This window comes from Rhizobium sp. 9140 (assembly GCF_900067135.1).
In the GTDB taxonomy this organism is placed as follows: domain Bacteria; phylum Pseudomonadota; class Alphaproteobacteria; order Rhizobiales; family Rhizobiaceae; genus Ferranicluibacter.
This window is the reverse complement of record NZ_FJUR01000001.1, coordinates 1,666,036-1,684,084: the sequence shown is the minus strand read 5'-3', so window position 1 is coordinate 1,684,084 and position 18,049 is coordinate 1,666,036. Positions and strand designations below refer to the sequence as shown.

The window sequence follows — 18,049 nt, the reverse complement described above, 5'->3', positions numbered from 1 at the left end:
AAGGCCCCCGGCGTCTGCCGATCGGAACCCCTCCTTACGCGACGTCATCCTTGGCCTTGTGCCAAGGATCTGCAAACGACAACATATTCAGGAGGTTGCAGATGCTCGGGACAGGCCGAGCATAACGAAGGAGAGCGTCGAAGATGTCGTCATAACGAAAAAGCGGGACCCGAAGGCCCCGCTTTCCGTCATTGCCGAGCCTGATCAGGCTGCTTTTTCGTAAAGCTCCAGGACGTAGTCCCAGTTGATCAGATTGTCGATGAAGGCTTCGAGGTATTTCGGGCGCGCGTTGCGGTAGTCGATGTAGTAGGAATGTTCCCACACGTCGACGCCGAGCACCGGGGTCGCGCCGTGGACCAGCGGGTTTTCGCCGTTCGGGGTCTTGGCGATTTGCAGCTTGCCATCCTTGACGGCGAGCCAGGCCCAGCCCGAGCCGAACTGGCCGACGCCGGCCGCGATGAAGTCGGCCTTGAACTTGTCGTAGCCGCCGAGATCGGACTTGATGGCCGCGTCGAGCTTGCCCGGCAGGGACGTGCCGCCGCCGCCCTTCTTCATCCACTTCCAGAAGTGAAGGTGGTTGTAGTGCTGGCCGGCATTGTTGAAGAGCGGCTGATTGGTGCCGTAGGACTTCTTGACGATCTCTTCGAGCGAGAGGTCGGCAAGGCCGGCCTCTTCCGCCAGCTTGTTGCCGGCCGTCACATAGGCCTGGTGGTGCTTGTCGTGATGATATTCCAGCGTCTCGCGCGACATGAAGGGCGCAAGCGCATCGTAGTCATAGGGAAGCGGGGGAAGTTCGAAAGCCATGGCGGTTCTCCTCTTGGCATCGGAATTCATTCACGAAATCGTCAGGGGAACATAGGCACCCCGACCACGCGAGGCAACCGGCGTCACCGCTAAATTCATGGTCCCTTGCGAAATGGTTTTCTCCCGGGTGTCCTTCACGACTGCGTCATCGGACGGCTATCACCACTGCGAACCCCCGGAACGCCGCTCTTCCGGCCTTCATTTCGCCCGTTTCTTAAGTCCCTGTTAAGACTTTCCAAACCCAAGGGAATCCTCCATGGCGCTTGGCGCTTCGCATCGATTGCAGGACGGCATCGAGGCCGTCGAAACCATGACGCGTTTCGCGTTGGCCGTGCTGGCGCTGGCCTCCGGCGTCTATACCTATCTCGGCGTCCGTTCGATCCTCGATGGCTCGGCGACCGCGGTGTTCTTCGCCGCGCTGATCTACTCCAGCGCCGTGTCCGTGGCGATTTACGCGTTCTGGAGCTACATGGCGCGGTTCTATCCGCATGTGACCGGCCGGGCCGGGCGCGGCGCGATGATCGGTGTCATGGCGCTCGGCTGCGCGATGATCATCGCCATGTCGAGCTGGTTGAATGCGGCGGCCCTTGCCGGCTCGGCCGCGCTGGAGCAGCATCTGGCGGAAACGCTCGAGGACTACACGGCCGATCTCGACAAGGCGCACCAGAATGCGCTGGCCGCGCAGAGCCTGCTGCCGGATATCCAGCGGACGCAGGAGCGCTTCCAGCGGCTCGCCGATCAGGAGCGCGAAACAGGCGCGCTGACCGGCACCACCGGTGCCGGAAGCGTCGTGCAGCTGCTGTCGCAGATGGCGGCGCAGCTGACGGAGCTCGAAAGCGGCATCACCGCCTCGCGCGAGCGCGTCACCACCCTCTTCGACGATGGCCGCAAGCATCTGGAGACGATGCGCACGCTGGTCTCCGCCCCCGGCGCCATCGACCCGCGCGCTGACCAGTTCTCGGCGGAAGTCGTGGCCCTTTCGGGCGTCATCACCTCGTTGCAGCAGACCTCCATCGCGCCCTCGGTCAAGCGCGCGGCGGAAGACCTGTCGCTCGGCTTCATCGCGCCGATCGCGGATGGCGATGCGCCCGACCTTGCCAACCGGCAGGACCGGGTGATGGAAACGATCCGCTCCTCCGTCGCGGCCCAATCCAAGGTGCTATCGACCGCGGCAGACGAGATCCTGGCGCGCGAGCCGGTCGCGGACCGGCGCTTCGTGCCGCTTTCGTCGGCTGAGGCGGTTCTGCGCTACGCGTCGGATTTCATTCCGAGCTGGGCCGGCGCCATCTCCATCGACCTGCTGCCCGCCGTGCTCGTCTTCATGCTGTCCATCGTCCATGCGGCGCTGCGCCGGCAGGAGGAGACCATGCCGTTCGCGCAGCGCATCACCGCAGCCGAGCTTCTGGACGCGATCGAGGTGCAGCGGGCGCTTGCCCGCAGCGGCGTCGATGTCGAGGCGATCGTGCGCGGTCCGTCCGTCGCGCCATCCCCCGAGACCACGGAGCCCGGCTCCGTCGAGCCGACCAACATCACCAGTCTCGATCTCGCCCCCAAAGGCCCGCCGAAGGCCCCGCGCGCGGGAACGCCCGCATGAGCCTGACCGGAGACGCGGGCGGCTTGCAGGGGGCGACGCAAACCGCAGAGCCGGACAAGGCCCGCCCTTTTCCCGGGCGACGCCCAGTGCAGGGGCAAGGTTTGCAGCGCGAGGGTTTGCAGGGCGAGGGTGTCGCGCGCGACTACAAATCAGCCATGGAGCGCCTTGCCCGACTGGATGACGGGCAGATGATGCGCGCATTCTTCTACGGGCTCCTGGCGACCGCCCTCGTCTTCGTGCTGATGGACTGGCGCACGATCAGCCAGGAGGCTGCCCTCGTGCCGGCCTATGATCCCGCAAACCCGGCGAGCGAGCCGGTGCTGCCGCCGGCGCTGACCACCGGCGAGCCGGAGGATGCGCCGGGCGAGGTGACGACCGACGCGGAAACACTGAAGCAGGCCATCCGCTTCGAACTGCAGCCCGGTGGCGTCATGCTCGCCAAGGGCGCGATCGATCCCGGATCGGCCACACGCTTTGCCGCCGAGATCGAGGCGCGCGGCGAATATGTGAAGGTGGTGCAGCTCGATTCGCCCGGCGGCTCCGTCAGCGACGCGCTCGCCATGTCGAAGCTGATCCGCGAGCGGCAGCTGAATACCGTCGTGGAAAAAGGCGCGCTCTGTGCCTCCTCCTGCCCGATCCTGCTGTCCGGCGGCGTGGAGCGGACGGTGGCCGAGGGCGCCGTGGTCGGCGTGCACCAGATCTTCAACGGCACGCGTGAAAAGCTCTCGCCCGAAATGGCGATGTCGGAGGCCCAGCGCACCACGGCCACCATCACCCGCCACCTCGACGCCATGGGCATCAAGCCGGGCCTCTGGCAGCGCGCCATGGACACGCCACCGGACCGGCTGGCCTATCTCAGCGTCAAGGAAATGCGGGCGTTCGGGCTGACGACGGCGGCCGAGAAGGGAGCGCCCTGAGGGCTGCGTCAGCGGGTTTGGCAGCCCCTCATCCGGCTGCCGCCACCTTCTCCCCGCAGGCGGGGCGAAGGAACATGTGGCGCGGCTTCTGCCCCTATCGTCAACCTTCAAGAGACAAGCGAGCGCTCGCCCCATGTTCCTTCTCCCCGTGAGAACGGGGAGAAGGTGGCGGCAGCCGGATGAGGGGCTGCTCTACACGCGAGCCCCTCAGAAATCCGACCCGTTCCCGTGCGCCCAGTCCATGTAGACTTCCAGCGCCTTCTTGGCCACGGGTCCCACCTGAAGGTGGCGTTCGTCGAGCCTGACGACGGGGACGATCTTTGAGTAGTTGCCGGAGGTGAAGATCTCGTCGGCGGACAGGAAGTCTTCCACGGTCAGCGTCATCTCCCGCACGTCGAGGCCGGCGCGGCGCAGGAGGTGGAGCACGCGGGAGCGGGTGATGCCTGCGAGGAACGTGCCGTTGGCGAGCGGGGTCAAGACGACGCCGTCCTTGACCATGAAGATGTTGGACGAGGCGGTTTCCGCCACGTTGCCGTTCATGTCCCGCGCCAGTGCGTTATCGAAGCCGCGGGCGCGCGCTTCGATGATCATTCGGCCGGAATTGGGATAGAGACCACCGGTCTTGGCCGTGGTCACCGCAACTTCCGCGCTCGGGCGGCGATAGGGCGAGACGGTGAGCGAGGATGGCTCGGCCGTGTTCATCGGCGCCTCGAACAGGCAAAGCGCAAAGCGCGTGGAGGCGGGGTCTGCGGCGACCACCGAGCCCGGCATGCCGTGTTCGGCCCAGTACATCGGCTTGATGTAGATGGCGGTCTGACCGTCGAACTTCTTGACGCCCTCCCAGGCAAGGCCTTCGATATCATCCGCCGTCACGACCGGCTCCAGGCCGAGCGCCAGGGCCGAACGGTTGACGCGCTGGCAGTGGAGGTCGAGATCCGGCGCGATGCCATCGAACCAGCGGGCGCCGTCGAACACGGTGGTGCCGAGCCACATGGCGTGCGAGGTCGGCCCGATCAGCGGCGGGTTGCCCGTCACCCATTCGCCATCGACGAAGGTCCAGGTGGTGCTGCGCGGTGACGTATCGACGGCCATGATGTTCTCCTTGCTTGTCGTCCCGGGGTCTCGCCCTGACATCGAATGCCGTGCCGGGTCTGATCGCGGGCGCCGACATTCTCGTCCTGTCTTGTCGCATAGCCGGAAAACGGAGAACAGGGGGGAATGGATCGATCAAAACTTCTGATCGACCGCATTTCGGGGCTTTGCCGGGTTACCCTGTTTGCGCTAGGCACACGGGAACACGCCCTCACGCCCCGCGGAGACCACCATGCGCGCCATGTATTTCGACACGTTCGGGAAGACGCCTGACATCCGCGATGTGCCCGACGCGACGCCTGCCGATGGCGGCGTGGTCATAAAGGTTGAGGCGACGGGGCTGTGCCGGAGCGACTGGCACGGCTGGATGGGCCATGACCCCGACATCCGCCTGCCGCACGTGCCGGGCCATGAGCTGGCGGGAACGGTGGTGGCCACGGGCCGCGGTGTCATGCGTTACAAGACGGGCGACCGGGTGACGGTGCCGTTCGTTTCCGGCTGCGGCCGCTGCCCGGAGTGCCATTCGGGCAACCAGCAGGTCTGCCCCAACCAGTTCCAGCCGGGCTTCACCCATTGGGGCTCGTTTGCGGAATATGTGGCTATCGACTTTGCCGACGAGAACCTCGTGCTCCTGCCCGACGAGATCGATGCGGCAACCGCAGCAAGCCTCGGCTGCCGGTTTGCGACCGCCTTCCGGGCGATCGTGGATCAGGGCCGCGTGCGCGGCGGCGAGTGGGTGGCCGTGCATGGCGCCGGCGGTGTCGGGCTCTCCGCCGTCATGATCGCGTCCGCCATGGGCGCGAATGTGATCGCAATCGATATCGCCGATACGAAGCTGTCGTTTGCCCGGGAGATCGGCGCGGTCCACACCATCGACGCCACGCAGACCGGCGATGTCGCCGAGGCCGTGCGCGAGATCACCGGCGGCGGCGCGCATCTTTCGATCGACGCGCTCGGCTCGCCCGTCACCTGCTTCAACTCGATCCGCAACCTGCGCCGGCGCGGCCGCCATGTGCAGGTGGGGCTGATGCTGGGCGACCATGCGGCACCGCAAATTCCTATGGCGCAGGTCATCGGGCAGGAGCTGGAGATCTATGGGAGCCACGGCATGCAGGCCTGGCGCTACGAGGCGATGCTGGCGCTGGTGGCGTCGGGCAAGCTCAGCCCCCAGAAGCTGATCGGGCGGCATCTGTCGCTGGACGAGGCCGTGCCGGCGCTGACCACGATGGACACCGCCACCGACCTTGGCATCAGCGTCATCACGAGGTTCTGACCCGACCCGCAGACCCCGGTCCGGCGGGAACACTTTGCTCGATCCAGCTTCGGCTGATAAATTCGCGCACGGGGCAGACAGAGAATCACGAGGTGGATCATGGCACGCGCAGCGCAGAAGCCGGACGAGGACGTCTTTTTTTCGCCGGTGCTGCTTCCCAATCCCGGCCATGCGAACGGCTGGCCGCTGGCAGTCATGGTCAGCTCGCAGACGGAGGCGCGGCACAACCGCGCCAGCTGGGCGCCGACCCATCTCATCTCCATCCGCGCGCCGGAGACCAAGCTCCTGTCGATGATCGACCTGCCAGACGACCGGCACCTGCAGTTGATCTTCGGCGATACGATGGACCCCGAAGAGCGTGACGCCGCACGACCCCAGGCGATTGCCGAGGCCTTCGCCTTCATCGACGGCCTGCCGGCCGACGCGCGTCTGCTTGTTCACTGCCTGCGCGGTATCGGCCGCTCGACGGCGCTGACGCTCGGCATTCTCGCGCGCTACATGGACCCGGACGCCGCTGCCGCTGCCCTGCATGCCCTGCGGCCGGACGCCAAGCCGAACCGGCATGTCGTCGGCCTTTGCGATGCCGCGCTCGGGATGAAGGGCAAGCTGGCCAAACAGGCCCTGCGCTTTCCGGCAAAGGTCTGGAAACCGGCCAAGGGGTGAGCACAAAGGGGTAGATATGGCCTGGTCGGCGGCGCAATATGTGAAGTTCGAGGACGAGCGGACGCGGCCTGCCCGCGATCTGCTGGCGCAGGTGCCCGACCTGCGGCAAGGTCCGCTGTTCGACATCGGCTGCGGACCCGGCAATTCGACCGAGCTGCTGGCCGCGCGATTCGCAGGCGTGCCGCTGACCGGCGTCGACAGCGATGCGGACATGCTGGCTGCGGCAAGGCAGCGCCTGCCGGACATCCCCTTCGTTCAGGGCGACCTCACGGCGTGGCATCCGGGCGAAGCACCGGCTCTGCTCTTTGCCAATGCCGTGCTGCAATGGATGCCCGATCCGGCGGTAAGCATCGCCCGGCTGGCCGGGATGCTCGCGCCCGGCGGGGTGCTGGCCGTGCAGATGCCGGACAATCTGGACGAGCCGACGCACCGGGCCATGCGCGAGATCGCGGCCGATCCGGACTTTGCCAATGCCTATGAAGCGGGCCTGCCGGACCGGAACAGCCTTCCGGCGCCCGGCCATCTGATCAATCTCCTCTCGCCGCTCTGTACCCGTGTCGATGTGTGGCACACGATCTACTACCACCGGCTCGAAGGTCCCGAGGCCATCGTCGAATGGGTGAAAGGCACCGGCCTGCGCCCTTATCTTGCGCCGCTGCCGGACGAACGCCGTCAGGCCTTTCTCGCCCGCTATCGGACGCGCATCCGCGCCGCCTACCCGCCGCTGGCCGACGGACGGGTCCTGCTGCGCTTCCCCAGGTTGTTCCTTCTCGCGGTGCGCAATGGAAGCGTGCCGGCATGAGCGGCACAGCGACAGGATGCCGCCCTCATACATGACCCGGGCATGAAAAAGACCGCCTGAACGTTAAAGCGCTTGCTTGCCCTGCCGGGCCGCTTCACAAAAGAACAACGCAACTTTTCCACACCGTATCCTGATCCATGATGGCATGTCTCGTCTTTCCCCTTTTTCCGCACGGCGCCCCGGCACCGGTTGCGGACGTATGCCGGGGAGGCTGAGGCATGGGACAGTCTAGACAACCGGATTCCCCCTCCGTCGTCCTGGTGGTGGAGGATGAGCCGCTGCTGCGGATGATGGCGGTGGACCTGATCGAGGACGCCGGCTTCACGGTCGTGGAGGCCGGCAGCGCCGACGAGGCCGTGCATCTTCTGGAAACGCGGCTCGATATCCGCATCGTCTTTACCGACATCGACATGCCCGGCAGCATGGACGGCCTGAAGCTCGCTGCCGCCATCCGCGACCGCTGGCCGCCGATCGAGATCATCATCACCTCCGGCGCCGTGACCAATGCGGCAGCCCAATTGCCGGACCGGGCCGTGTTCTTCCCCAAGCCCTACGACCACACCCGGCTGATCACAACGCTGCAGGGTTTTGCGGACCTGCCGTCGCTGCCGGGGTTGTAACGGGCAAGCCCTGCCCTGACGGCCGACCGGAAAGCTGCCGACACCTGTCTGACCATCCAGCTCCTCCCCCACCGTCATCCTCTGGCCTTGTCCCGAGGATCCGGGACGTGAAAGACGGGTTTACGCCAATGGCATGTGCGGCAGATCCTAGGGACAAGCCGCGAGGATGACGGTGGGTGGTGTGGCCGCTGCGGGTGACGGTCAAGGTTCCTCATAATCCTTCAGTCTGATGGTCTTACGGCACAGGCAGCAACTGCCGACACGTGTCACACGGAGGCGGCATCCCGGCCTTCGTCCCCCCTCGCAGGCGCCCATCGACATGCCGCCATCAAACCGGATCGCGAGCCTTTTCGCCACTGATCTTTACCACAGGCGTCGCGTCCAGCGCGGCCTTCGTTTCCCCGGACAGCGGCTGCGCAGCGGAATGGTCACCGTAGAGCTTGCGGATCTCGTCGGCGACCAGGGCCTGGAGGCGCCAGAGATTGCGGTCATGGATGCCGACGGCTTCGAGGTGGAGGACGGTGTTGTAGAGATATTCGGCGCAGGATCCGACGTGACCGCAGGCACGGGCGAGGATGCGGGCGACCTCTTCCAGCGGCAGGCGGGAAACGGCGTCGTGGCCGGTCGACCCCAGCCAGAAGCCCAGCACGTTGACGGGACCTTCCGGCGTGCGGACCGGCATCCAGCGGACGGTGGAGACGGTTTCGCGGGAGGAGAGTTCCCGGCGCAGCAGGCGCTCGATCTGGGCGATCCGGTCGCCGTCGGCCAGCCGGTAGATGACGCCGTCGCACCGCCCGCCGTGCTCCAGCGCCATCATCAGCCCCGGCGCCGCGCGCGAGCCGCGCCAGCGGTCGATCTTCAATGAGAAGGCGCGGTGCCAGCCATAGGCGGTCGCACGGCGGCTTTCGACCGAACAGAATTCCGGCTTCCAGATCAGCGACCCATAGGCGAAGACCCAGAGCGGCGCGCCGCCCGATTGCGCATCGAGATCGAGCGCCAGCGCCCGGTAGTCCTCGTCCTCCATCGGCGTGAACCGCGCATTCAGACCGGGATCGACCTCTTCGCGATAGCAGAGCGCCACCAATTCCGGCGTGAGCGACAGCGCGCGCGGCTTGGAACGAGGCGATGCGAGGTTCGGGGCGGGAGATGTTGCGGACGGGATTTCGGACATGGAAGCACGTTTCCTATCGGACATCGAAACCTCCTCTTGGCCTCTATGGGAGGCCGAAGCGGTTCGTCTGTCAAGACGGCGGGGGATGCTGTTCAGGTAAGGCATCGTGTGGCGGGTCTCAAGGGATCGTCTCTCCCTCCGGCAACGCGCGCCCTATGGGATCGATGCGCTCCACCAGAAAATCGATAAAGGCGCGGATGCGGGCGGCGAGATGGTCGTGGCTGGCGAAGACGGCGTGGATCGTCTCGCGATCGGCCGGGCGGTGCGCCTGCAGCAGCGGCACGAGGCGGCCGGCATCGACATCCGGCTGGATGTGAAACGCGCCGATGCGGCCGATGCCGACGCCATCAAGGCAGAGCCGCCGCATGATGAAGCCGGCATTGACGAGAACCGCCGGCTCGAACGGACGCTGGATCGTCGCACCGCTTGCGGGATCGAGAAACGGCCACTCCGCCCGAATACCGGGAATATTGAAGCCGAGGCAGGCATGCCGGGCGAGATCGGCCGGCACCTGCGGCGTGCCGTTCCGGGCGAGATAGGCGGGCGAGGCCACGAGCAGGCGGTGACTGTCGAGCAGTTTTCGCGCCTTCAGGGACGAATCGCGCAGCGCGCCGGAGGACCGGATGGCGATATCCGTGCGGTCTCCGACGAGATCGACCACGTCGTCGCTGAGCGAGAGATCGATGAGGACATGGGGATAGAGGCTGCGGAACTCGCCGATCAGCGGCAGGATGAAGCGCTCGGCAAAGGCCATCAGCGCGCTGACCCGCAACACGCCGCGCGGGGCGGCCTGCGTGCCGCTGGCGATCAGGCGCTCGGTTTCGTTGATATCGGCGAGGATGGCGCGGGCGCGGGCCAGGTAGAGTTCCCCCTCCGGCGTCGGCTGGAGCGTGCGGGTGGTGCGCACCAGAAGCCGCGTTCCCAGCCGGTCCTCCAGCCGGGCGACGAGCTTGCTGACGGCGGACGGCGACAGGCCGAGCCTGCGCCCGGCCGCCGAAAATCCGCCGCCATCCACCGCCGCCACGAAAACCTCCATCTCACCCGCCCGGTTGTCCACAGGATGTCTCTCATGAATTCAAATCACAAGTGATTATCCAATACACAGGATTATCGCACAAGCGGGCGGCGCATATATCTCGGTCAAGTCACCCCCTTCCCTTTTCCCACCTCATGGAGGCCTCGATGCCCCTTGCCCTTCTTGCCCTGACGATTGCGGCCTACGCGATCGGAACCACGGAATTCGTCATCGTCGGCCTGTTGCCGACGGTCGCGCGGGATCTCGACATCACCTTGCCGATGGCCGGCATCATCGTCTCGATCTATGCGCTCGGCGTCACTTTCGGCGCCCCCATCCTCACCGCCCTGACCGGGCGCATCGCGCGCAAACCCCTGCTGCTCGGGCTGATGGCGCTGTTCATCGTCGGCAACGGGCTGGCGGCGGTATCGCCCGGCTATGGTCTTCTCCTCGTCGCCCGCGTCCTCTCGGCCTTCGCGCATGGCGTGTTCTTTTCCGTCGGTGCGACGATTGCGGCGGGGCTGGTGCCGGAGAACCGGCGGGCCTCGGCCATCGCCATGATGTTCATGGGGCTGACCGTGGCGATCGTTACCGGCGTGCCGCTCGGCACGCTGATCGGGCAGATCTTCGGCTGGCGGGCCACCTTTGCGGCCGTCGCCGGCCTCGGTGCTATCGCGCTGGCCGCCATCGCGCTGCTGCTGCCGGCCCATCTGCCCTCCAGCCCGCCGGCCCGGATCATCGATCAGGTCAAGGTTCTCGGCAGCGGACGCCTGCTCCTCGTCTTCGGCATGACGGCGCTCGGCTATGGCGGGACCTTCGTCACCTTCACCTATCTCGCGCCGCTGCTCGAAGAGATCACCGGCCTTTCCGCCTCCACTGTCAGCCTCGTGCTGGTGCTCTACGGCCTCGCCATCGCGGCCGGGAACCTTGCCGGCGGCCGGCTGGCCAACCGCAATCCGGTGAAGGCGCTGGCCTTTTTGTTCGCGGCCCAGTCGCTGGTTCTGCTGCTGCTTACCTTAACGGCCAGCGCCACCGTTCCCGCCCTCGTGACGCTGACCGCGCTCGGCTTCCTCTCCTTCGCCACGGTGCCGGGCCTCCAGCTCTATGTGGTGGAACTGGCGCGCCAGCACCGCCCGGCGGCCGTCGATGTCGCCTCGGCGCTCAACATCGCCGCCTTCAACCTCGGCATCGCCGCCGGCGCCTGGATCGGCGGTCTCACCGTCGCCTCCGCGCTCGGCCTCGGCGCCACGCCCTGGGTCGGCGCGCTGATGGTGCTCGGTGCGCTGGGACTGACGGTGGTCAGCGGATCTCTCGATAAAAGGCCCGTTGCCGTCGCGGCAGAGGCCTGATCGCGGCCGGGCTTCACGGGAACCTTCCGCAGCTCGGTCCCATTACCTCTCTCTCCGGACGGCGTATATGCCAGCTGCCCGGGAAACCCAGCGCGATGAATCCCTTGGCGGGATTTCAGCATCCTCTTGTGGAGGATCAGCGCCGCCCCCCTTTCCCGCCCGGCCGCAGGACGGCCGTGCCATTTCGACCCAGGAGATACGCCTATGAACATCGTCAAAGCCAACGGCGCCGAAATCCCAGCGCTCGGTTTCGGAACCTTCCGCATGCCGGGACCGGAGGTGCTGGAGATCGTGCCGAGAGCCATCCGGCTCGGCTTCCGCCATGTCGATACGGCCCAGATCTATGGCAACGAGGCCGAGGTGGGCACGGCCATTCAGCAGTCCGGCGTCTCCCGCAACGAGATCTTCCTGACAACCAAGGTCTGGCCAGAGAAATACGCCCGGTCGAGCTTTGCGCAGTCGGTGGACGAGAGCTTGCAGAAGCTGAAGACCGACCATGTCGATCTGCTGCTGCTGCACTGGCCGCGTGGAAGCTCCGTGCCGCTCGAAGAGCAGATCGAGGGCCTGAACGCCGCCGTGAAGGCCGGCAAGGCACGGCATATCGGCATCAGCAATTTCAATACGGAAGACATGCGCGCGGCGAGCCGCCTGTCGGAGGCGCCGCTGGTGACCAACCAGATCGAGTATCACCCCTATATCGACCAGTCGAAAGTGCTGCAGACAGCCCGCGAACTCGGACAGTCGATCACTGCCTACTATGCCATGGCCGATGGCCGGGTGCCGAAAGAACCGTTGCTGGACGACATCGGCAGCCACCACCGCAAGACCGCCGCACAGGTGGTGCTGCGCTGGCTGGTCCAGCAGGACGGCGTGATCACGCTGTCGAAGACCTCGACGGAAGCGCGGCTGGCGGAAAATTTCGGCATCTTCGATTTCGTGCTGTCGGCGCCGGAGATGCAGGCCATCCACGCGCTCGCCCGCCCCGACGGCCGTATCGTCAATCCGGGGCATCTCGCGCCGACGTGGGATGTGGCGGCGTAAGGCGTCCGCTCGTTCGCGTTACGGTCAAACGAAAAACGCCGCGGGTCTCATGGCCCGCGGCGTTTTCTCGATCGTTGATCAAAACCTAGAAACGGCTTAGACGAACTGGCGCAGACCCGGGACCGAGTTGATCACCGCATCCACCGTTTCGTCACCGGCATGTTCGCGGGCGTAGGCCAGCGTTTCCTTGGCGAGGCCGGTGATTTCGCCCATGGAGAGGCCTTGGCCCATCAGCTGCTGGCCAAGCGCCATGACGCCGCCGCCGACAGCGCCGATCACCTTGCCGAGAAGGCCGGGCTTGGAGCCTTCGCCGTTGAAACGGGCGACCAGCTCGGGCGCGCCGGGTACCGCTTCGATCATGCGCGCGACAGGGCCGGCATCGGCTTCGCGCTGCAGGAAGCCCAGCATCATGCCGATGGCCTTTTCCGCCTTGTCCGGCTCGATACCGACATTATCAGATACGCGGGTGACCAGTTCGCTCATGCTTTTCTCCTCGGCATGCGAATTAACGTTCACGTCAACGTAAAGGGATGGCTGGAGAAATCAAGTCGTCCCGGAGGGTTTTCATCGGCGTCTCGCGAAACTCTGCCGCATGGTAAATCGGTCGTCCGCCAACCGCAATGTCGGCACGTCCGCAAAGCGCGCGACAGGTGCCGGACGACCGAAAAACGGCAGCGTTTCGACCAACGGCAATTTTTGGCGGATGATCGGCCTGTAGACGATCGAACCGCGCATGAGCTTGTCTGCCTGCGGGCAACGTATAGTATCACCCGCAAACAAGCGAATGGATACCCACATGGCAATGCTGCAGCCCGGAATGCTCTACCTCGGCACGAGCCGCAAGCCGGACGACACGCTCGACAAGGGCGAGTACCTGACCCTGAAATACGGCAACCGCCACGGGCTGGTGACGGGCGCCACGGGCACGGGCAAGACCGTGACGCTGCAGGTGCTGGCCGAGGGCTTTGCCAGCGCCGGCGTGCCGGTGTTCTGCGCCGATATCAAGGGCGATCTCTCCGGCATCGCCGCCCGGGGCGAGCCCAGGGATTTCCTGCTCAAGCGCGCTGCCGAGATCGGGCTCGATCCTTATGAGTTCACCCAGTTTCCGGTGATCTTCTGGGATCTCTACGGCGAAAAGGGCCACCGTGTGCGCACCACCATGTCGGAGATGGGGCCTCTCCTCCTCTCGCGGCTGATGAATGCGACGGATGCGCAGGAAGGCGTGCTGAACATTGCCTTTAAGATCGCCGACGAAGGCGGGCTGCCCCTGCTCGATCTCAAGGATCTTCGCGCGCTTCTGACCTATATGAGCGAAAATGCGAGCGCACTGTCCGCCACTGTCGGCCTGATTTCCAAGGCGTCCGTCGGGTCGATCCAGCGGGAGTTGCTGATCCTCGAGCAGCAGGGCGCCGAGCACTTCTTCGGCGAGCCCGCGCTGAAGGTAACGGACATCATGCGCGTGACACCGGACGGGCGTGGCACGATCTCGGTGCTCGCCGCCGACAAACTGATGATGAACCCGCGGCTCTATGGCACTTTCCTTCTCTGGCTGCTGTCGGAGCTGTTCGAGGAGCTGCCGGAGGTGGGAGACCCGGAAAAGCCCCGGCTCGTCTTCTTCTTCGACGAGGCGCATCTTCTCTTCAAGGACGCGCCGAAGGTGCTGCTGGAACGCATCGAGCAGGTGGTGCGGCTGATCCGCTCCAAGGGCGTCGGCGTCTATTTCGTCACGCAGAATCCGCTGGACGTGCCGGAAACCGTGCTGGCGCAGCTGGGCAACCGGGTGCAGCACGCGCTGCGCGCCTATACGCCGCGCGAGCAGAAGGCGGTGAAAACCGCCGCCGAAACCTTCCGTCCGAACCCGGATTTCGACTGCGCCGAGGTGATCACCACGCTCTCGACCGGCGAAGCGCTGGTCTCGACGCTCGAGGGCAAGGGCGCGCCCTCCATGGTGGAGCGCACGCTGATCCGCCCGCCATCCGCCCGTGTCGGCCCTCTGACGGACGCAGAACGGGCGCAGGTGATGGCGCTGAGCCCGGTCGCCGGGCTTTACGATACCGATGTGGATCGCGAATCGGCCTACGAGATCCTCGCCGCCCGCGCCGCGAGAGCAAGCCAGCAGGCGGAGGCCGCACGGGAAGTGGAAGCGTCGGACAAGCCGGTCACCGGCGGCAGCCGATGGACGCTGCCGGGCTTCGGCGACGATGCCGAACCTATGCAGACCGGGCCGGTGCAAAAGCCCACGCGCGCCGGCACGGCCGCCAGACCCCGCAGCGCAGGCTATCAGCGGGAAACGGTGGTGGAAGCCGCCATGAAGACCGTGGCGCGCACCGTCGCCTCTTCGCTCGGCCGGGCTCTGGTGCGCGGCATTCTCGGCAGCCTCAAGCGCTAGGCAGAGGATCCCGTTTCGTCACCGAAACGTCAACGGCCGGCATTTTCCAGCCTTTCCAAGGTCTTGCCGGCCAGATACCGCCAGAAGTTCGTGCAAACCGACGGAGACGACTTGCAATTCTCGGGGGGATCGTCTATCTAGCGCTTATCGATCTTGCATTTTGAGCTTTGCTCCCGCGCAACGCGCCGTTCAATCTTCTCTTTCAACGTCGATCTATCACCGCCCGCACACTGCGAGCGAAACATCATCACGATTGAAAAGGAATCACGTCGTGGCAACAGGTACCGTAAAGTTCTTCAACGCAACCAAGGGCTTCGGCTTTATCGCTCCGGACAACGGCGCTGCTGACGTTTTCGTCCACATCTCGGCCGTTGAGCGCGCCGGCATGCGTTCGCTGAACGAAGGCCAGAAGGTCAACTTCGAAATCGTTCAGGACCGTCGCAGCGGCAAGAGCGCTGCCGACAACCTGTCCGCAGCCTAATACACAGAATTTCGTTTCCGGCGCCTGACCACGGATGTACTGGCAGAAACCGTCGAGACGATATCGAGAAGGTCGGGAATTTCCCGGCCTTTTTTTGTGCCTGTGTATGGGCGCGCGGGAGGCCGTTCCGTTTGCTGCCCCTTGCGACATTGGGCTGCCGCAGGACAGGATCGAGCCGAATTCGACTGCTCGGAAAAGCGTGTCGGACAGTCCCGACGGCGCACTTTGACGGTTCAGCCTGCCCTTCTCGACAAATTGCAGCAGCCGCCCGGCCGGCAAGCTTCGTCCGCCTGTTTCGCCCTGTATTTCCTGTCCCCGGCGCTTTCGATTTTCGGCGCAATGCAGTAAGCTCTTCATAACATTGCAGATGCCGGCCCCTTGCATCCGGAACCGGCCTTTGAGCGACGACGGAACAGGCATCGGAGAGCGGACGGGACGACAGACACCAGACTGCGCGATCGTGGCCGACCGGCCTACGACGCCTCACCGATACTCCCGAAGGAGAACGCCTTGGTTCCCGCCGACCGCCTGTTCAAGACCGAAACCCGCCCTGCGAACGCCAAAGCCACGCAGACCGATTCGGCCTCCAGATCCATCATCGAGGTAGAAGCCGCCCAGCGCCGCGCCAAGACCGAGCGCCTGAAGCAGGCCCGCATCGCCCAGGAAGCCAGCCAGCCCGTGCCCGAAGCGCCGGTGAAGAAGGTCGCCAAGTCCCGCAAGAAGGACTGAGGCGGGAGCGCGTCGCGCCAGTCCGCTTGTCAGGTCCGCGCATCGGGCGATCTCCCGCTATGAATGGCCATGCCTGCGGTATCGACCTTCTCACGATCGCGTGGGTAGAGATGTGGGCATTGGGATTGCCGTTGGCGCGTCACGCGTGACGCAGGGCGCCGTCATCCGGCACAGCGCTATTTTTCGTAATGGAAGCGGCACTGGATGATCTCCAGTTGCCGGGCGTCTCCCTTGCCCGACACGCGATATACAAATCGATGCTCGCCCAGGATCCGCCGCGACCAAAATCCCGAGAGGTCACCCTTCAGCGGCTCAGGTTTTCCGAGACCCTTAAACGGCGATCTCTTCGTATCCCTGATCAGGGTATTGATCTTTTCCACCATCGCCGGATCGAGACGTTGCCAATCCTCGTACTCTTCCCACGCATATGCCGCCCAGAGGAGGTTCATGTTACAAGGTCGGGTCTTTCTCGATGACCTCTCCCTTGCGAAGTTGCGCCAGACTTGCTCGCAGTCGATCGGCGTTCGCTGGCGTAGAAAGAAGATGCAGCGTTTCCTGCATGCTCTCGTACTCGCCCTCGGCAATGAGAACCAATGCCTCCGATCCCTGACGGGTCACAAGCAGAGGCGCACGTGATTCGATCACGGCGTCGAAGTGTGTCGCTATGTTCTGTCGGAACTCGGTCAAGCGCACATGGGCCATTTAGACCTCCCTTGCTAAAGCGTACATATATCTGTACGGATTTTCCGAAATTGTCAATGTCTAACGATGGAGAACGGTCGCAATCGGCAAGAGGACAGGACCCCGCAGGAAATCGGCTCACGGCTCACGGCTCACGGCGCACGGCGCACGCGACCTCCCCGCCTCTCCTTGTATCCGCAATATGCGTAACCATCTATGGACTCTCGACAGGAGACCAGATTGTCCGACTTCATCAGCTACCTCTTCGCCATCTTCGTCGTCACGCCGCTCCAGGCCGAGCTGACCGACCGCCTGCAGGGCATGCCCTCCGCCGAGCTGATCCAGGCCGGGCGCGCCTGCATCTCGGCCGAAGGCCCTCGCCTGCTGCAGATGGCGCATGAAAACTGGGGCTGGGCCGCAGCCAACGCCCTTGGCGTCAGCGCCGGCCTGGTCGATCCCGTCACCCTGCTCTCGACCCAGAACGGCCATTGCGGCCTCGTGCGCAACGCCTTGATGAACGAGGCCGGCGAGGACGCGTGAGCGGCCGGCGCGCCGCCTTCGCCTGATCATCCGCGATCCGGCATCAGATAGCGGCAGCCTCACACTCGTCTCAGGCTGGCAGTCGGGACGGTCTTCCGGATGATGATCGATGACGTCCGGACGCGACCGGTGCCGGGCGTGCTCGCCCGGTCTGGCCGTCGCGAACCGTGAAGGACGTCCCCTTCCAGCTTCGTACAAGTTCCGCCTCATAAACTCTCGCGTGTACAGCATCGACACGAAACCCTTCTTGCTGCCGACGAGAACCCTATGAAGATCCTAGCGCATCGCGGCTGGTGGCATGTTCCGGCCGAGAAGAATACGGAAGCAGCCTTTCGCCGTGCCTTCGAGCATGGCTTCGGCGTCGAGACCGACGTTCGCGACCAGAATGGTCTCCTCAAGATCTCGCACGACATGCCGATCGGCGATAGCGCCATGGATCTGGACGGGTTTCTGGACCTGCACAAGGCCCACGCGCATGCCGGCACGATCGCGCTCAACATCAAGGCCGACGGGCTTCAGGCGACGATCCGCTCAGCCCTCGACCGCTCCGGGGTTTCCGATCTCTTCTGCTTCGACATGGCCGTTCCCGACGCTCTCGGTTATCTGCGCGCAGGCTTTTCGAGCTACACGCGGCATTCCGAGATCGAACCGGTTCCGGCCTTCTACGACCGGGCGGACGGTGTCTGGCTGGACGCGTTCTTCGACGACTGGATCACGCCCGACATCATCGAGCAGCACCTTGCCGCCGGCAAGAATGTCGCGCTCGTCTCGCCGGAACTGCACGGACGCGACCCGGCTGCGGCCTGGGCGATGTGGCGCGGGCTGCGGGGAAATGGCCTTTCGATCTGTACGGATCTGCCCGACAGGGCTGCGGAATTTTGGACATAG

The 18,049-nt window shown here is 65.0% G+C and carries 20 protein-coding genes; 13 read left to right on the top strand and 7 right to left on the bottom strand.

What is annotated here, in order from left to right:
- Positions 1-204: 204 nt before the first annotated feature.
- Positions 205-804 carry a superoxide dismutase gene (locus GA0004734_RS07830; RefSeq protein WP_092932672.1) on the bottom strand — a complete coding sequence of 200 codons (600 nt, stop codon included), beginning with the start codon at positions 802-804 and terminating at the stop codon, positions 205-207.
- A gap of 256 nt (positions 805-1,060) precedes the next feature.
- Between GA0004734_RS07830 and GA0004734_RS07825 the strand changes: the two genes are divergently transcribed.
- Positions 1,061-2,398: a hypothetical protein gene (locus tag GA0004734_RS07825; protein ID WP_139056245.1), complete on the top strand. Its 1,338-nt coding sequence runs from the start codon at positions 1,061-1,063 to the stop codon at positions 2,396-2,398.
- A gap of 155 nt (positions 2,399-2,553) precedes the next feature.
- A complete protein-coding gene (locus GA0004734_RS07820; RefSeq protein ID WP_092936052.1) occupies positions 2,554-3,315 on the top strand; it encodes a COG3904 family protein in 762 nt (253 codons plus the stop codon).
- Between the two features lie 207 nt (positions 3,316-3,522).
- Here GA0004734_RS07820 and GA0004734_RS07815 read toward each other — a convergent pair whose 3' ends face one another.
- Positions 3,523-4,407 (bottom strand): branched-chain amino acid aminotransferase, encoded by an 885-nt coding sequence (locus GA0004734_RS07815; RefSeq protein WP_092932671.1) that lies wholly within the window; start codon positions 4,405-4,407, stop codon positions 3,523-3,525.
- Between the two features lie 232 nt (positions 4,408-4,639).
- Between GA0004734_RS07815 and GA0004734_RS07810 the strand changes: the two genes are divergently transcribed.
- From GA0004734_RS07810 to GA0004734_RS07795, 4 genes are all read left to right on the top strand, one after another.
- Positions 4,640-5,680: a zinc-dependent alcohol dehydrogenase family protein gene (locus tag GA0004734_RS07810; RefSeq protein ID WP_092932669.1), complete on the top strand. Its 1,041-nt coding sequence runs from the start codon at positions 4,640-4,642 to the stop codon at positions 5,678-5,680.
- Between the two features lie 99 nt (positions 5,681-5,779).
- A complete protein-coding gene (locus tag GA0004734_RS07805; RefSeq protein ID WP_092932667.1) occupies positions 5,780-6,343 on the top strand; it encodes a phosphatase in 564 nt (187 codons plus the stop codon).
- 16 nt (positions 6,344-6,359) lie between these two features.
- Positions 6,360-7,145 (top strand): trans-aconitate 2-methyltransferase, encoded by a 786-nt coding sequence (gene tam, locus GA0004734_RS07800; RefSeq protein ID WP_092932665.1) that lies wholly within the window; start codon positions 6,360-6,362, stop codon positions 7,143-7,145.
- Positions 7,146-7,363: 218 nt separating this feature from the next.
- Positions 7,364-7,765, top strand: coding sequence for a response regulator (locus GA0004734_RS07795; protein WP_092932663.1), 402 nt, complete (start codon positions 7,364-7,366; stop codon positions 7,763-7,765).
- Positions 7,766-8,093: 328 nt separating this feature from the next.
- Here the strand turns inward: GA0004734_RS07795 and GA0004734_RS07790 are convergent, their stop codons facing one another.
- Entirely contained in the window at positions 8,094-8,936 is an 843-nt protein-coding gene (locus GA0004734_RS07790; RefSeq protein WP_092932661.1) for a gamma-glutamylcyclotransferase, read from the bottom strand.
- 118 nt (positions 8,937-9,054) lie between these two features.
- A complete protein-coding gene (locus GA0004734_RS07785; RefSeq protein WP_092932659.1) occupies positions 9,055-9,993 on the bottom strand; it encodes a LysR family transcriptional regulator in 939 nt (312 codons plus the stop codon).
- Between the two features lie 125 nt (positions 9,994-10,118).
- Here GA0004734_RS07785 and GA0004734_RS07780 point away from each other — a divergent pair, with 125 nt between their 5' ends.
- The gene (locus GA0004734_RS07780; protein WP_092932657.1) at positions 10,119-11,300 is read left to right on the top strand and encodes an MFS transporter; all 1,182 of its coding nucleotides are present in this window, start codon (positions 10,119-10,121) and stop codon (positions 11,298-11,300) included.
- A 204-nt stretch (positions 11,301-11,504) separates the two neighbouring features.
- Positions 11,505-12,341: an aldo/keto reductase gene (locus GA0004734_RS07775; protein WP_092932655.1), complete on the top strand. Its 837-nt coding sequence runs from the start codon at positions 11,505-11,507 to the stop codon at positions 12,339-12,341.
- 96 nt (positions 12,342-12,437) lie between these two features.
- Here GA0004734_RS07775 and GA0004734_RS07770 read toward each other — a convergent pair whose 3' ends face one another.
- Positions 12,438-12,857, bottom strand: a complete 420-nt coding sequence (locus tag GA0004734_RS07770) for a DUF2780 domain-containing protein (RefSeq protein WP_280949477.1) — start codon at positions 12,855-12,857, stop codon at positions 12,438-12,440.
- 286 nt (positions 12,858-13,143) lie between these two features.
- Between GA0004734_RS07770 and GA0004734_RS07765 the strand changes: the two genes are divergently transcribed.
- The 3 genes from GA0004734_RS07765 (at position 13,144) to GA0004734_RS07755 (ending at position 15,940) form a co-directional block, all read left to right on the top strand.
- Positions 13,144-14,730 carry a helicase HerA-like C-terminal domain-containing protein gene (locus tag GA0004734_RS07765; protein WP_092936051.1) on the top strand — a complete coding sequence of 529 codons (1,587 nt, stop codon included), beginning with the start codon at positions 13,144-13,146 and terminating at the stop codon, positions 14,728-14,730.
- A gap of 271 nt (positions 14,731-15,001) precedes the next feature.
- Positions 15,002-15,211: a cold-shock protein gene (locus GA0004734_RS07760; protein WP_092932651.1), complete on the top strand. Its 210-nt coding sequence runs from the start codon at positions 15,002-15,004 to the stop codon at positions 15,209-15,211.
- Between the two features lie 510 nt (positions 15,212-15,721).
- Positions 15,722-15,940, top strand: a complete 219-nt coding sequence (locus tag GA0004734_RS07755; RefSeq protein WP_092932649.1) for a hypothetical protein — start codon at positions 15,722-15,724, stop codon at positions 15,938-15,940.
- Between the two features lie 176 nt (positions 15,941-16,116).
- On the opposite strand, the gene GA0004734_RS07750 is transcribed toward GA0004734_RS07755, so the two are convergent.
- Entirely contained in the window at positions 16,117-16,389 is a 273-nt protein-coding gene (locus GA0004734_RS07750) for a Txe/YoeB family addiction module toxin (RefSeq protein ID WP_092932647.1), read from the bottom strand.
- Position 16,390: 1 nt separating this feature from the next.
- Positions 16,391-16,642 (bottom strand): type II toxin-antitoxin system Phd/YefM family antitoxin, encoded by a 252-nt coding sequence (locus GA0004734_RS07745; RefSeq protein WP_092932645.1) that lies wholly within the window; start codon positions 16,640-16,642, stop codon positions 16,391-16,393.
- Between the two features lie 219 nt (positions 16,643-16,861).
- On the opposite strand from GA0004734_RS07745, the gene GA0004734_RS07740 reads away from it, so the two are divergent.
- Both GA0004734_RS07740 and GA0004734_RS07735 read left to right on the top strand, forming a co-directional pair.
- Positions 16,862-17,161 carry a hypothetical protein gene (locus GA0004734_RS07740; protein WP_092932643.1) on the top strand — a complete coding sequence of 100 codons (300 nt, stop codon included), beginning with the start codon at positions 16,862-16,864 and terminating at the stop codon, positions 17,159-17,161.
- 267 nt (positions 17,162-17,428) lie between these two features.
- The gene (locus GA0004734_RS07735) at positions 17,429-18,049 is read left to right on the top strand and encodes a hypothetical protein (RefSeq protein WP_092932641.1); all 621 of its coding nucleotides are present in this window, start codon (positions 17,429-17,431) and stop codon (positions 18,047-18,049) included.